This is a genomic window from Siccirubricoccus deserti (genome assembly GCF_014283215.1).
Classification (GTDB): Bacteria; Pseudomonadota; Alphaproteobacteria; order Acetobacterales; family Acetobacteraceae; genus Siccirubricoccus; species Siccirubricoccus deserti.
On the sequence record NZ_JACOMF010000233.1, the window covers coordinates 1 to 999 of the forward strand.

Genomic DNA, 999 nt, shown 5'->3' on the forward strand with positions numbered 1-999 from the left:
GAAGCGCTGGATCGTTGAGAGGACCATCTCGTGGCTGAACCGCTGCCGTCGCTTGGCCAAAGACTGGGAGTGCCTGAACCGCACCAGCCTCGCATTCCTGCGCTGGGCCTCCGTTCGCCTCATGCTGCGAAGGCTCTGCCAGACAACAACATGATCCCGGACAGACACTTAGCCCTGAGCAGGGCCGTGATCCGCCGATACCCGTAGCGCCCGTACTGCCGGGCCAGGCTGATGATGTTCTCCGTCAGCGCCGCTCCGCCGTCAATTACCCTGGGCACTTTGCGCTACGCGGAGCGGTGCTGCCCCAGCACCCGGCAGGCAAACCGCGCCGAGACGCCCAACTTGCCCGTGACATACTCAACGCAGCCCCGACGATGCGCGGCGCTCACCAATTTCCCGAGGCGGCTTCCTTCAACACCAACTTCTCGAGCGTCAGGTCCGCCACCGCCTTCCGCAGCCTGCCGTTCCCCTGCTCCAGCTGCTTGAGCCACTTCACCTGATCCAACTTCAGGCCGCCGTACTCGCTCCGCCAGCGATAGTAGGTCTGCTCGGTTACCCCGATCGTGCGCACCGCTTCGGCCGCTGACTTCCCTTGCGCCAACAAAACCTCGACCTGACGCAGCTTGGCCACGATCTCCTCCGGCTTGTGGTGCTTCCTTGCCATCTCAGCACCCTCCACGGCTCTACCCGCCCCACTTTACCGGCGGATCGCTTCTACGGGGTCAGGTCACCTGCGATCAGGCCTGAGCGGCATGCGCCGCATTCCATCAGCACCGTCCGCTGCCGACTAGTGCACTGACGCAGACGGAGGATTCACAGCGGGGCGCTGCGGTGGAATTCTCCAGGCATGGCCCAGACCGTCAGCGTCATCCTTGGATCTGAGGATCGTATCCGCCTCGCTGCGATCCTTGGTGACCGGAACCGCCCGCTAAAGCATGTGCAGCGGGTCAACATCATCTTGCTCTCCGCCGAGTGGCTGCCGGTTCTGGAGGTGGCGCG

General features: G+C 64.1%; 1 protein-coding gene and 2 pseudogenes. 2 read left to right on the forward strand and 1 reads right to left on the reverse strand.

Features of this window, described 5'->3' with window-relative positions; all coding sequences use genetic code 11:
- Window positions 1–154, forward strand: a 154-nt coding sequence (locus H7965_RS30005; protein ID WP_186773141.1) for a transposase, incomplete at its 5' end; no start/stop codon positions are given.
- Window positions 155–173: 19 nt separating this feature from the next.
- Here H7965_RS30005 and H7965_RS31625 read toward each other — a convergent pair.
- Window positions 174–664 (reverse strand): annotated as a pseudogene (locus tag H7965_RS31625) (transposase); the annotation flags it as partial.
- 183 nt (window positions 665–847) lie between these two features.
- Between H7965_RS31625 and H7965_RS30015 the strand changes: the two are divergent.
- A pseudogene (locus tag H7965_RS30015) lies at window positions 848–999 on the forward strand (IS630 family transposase); the annotation flags it as partial.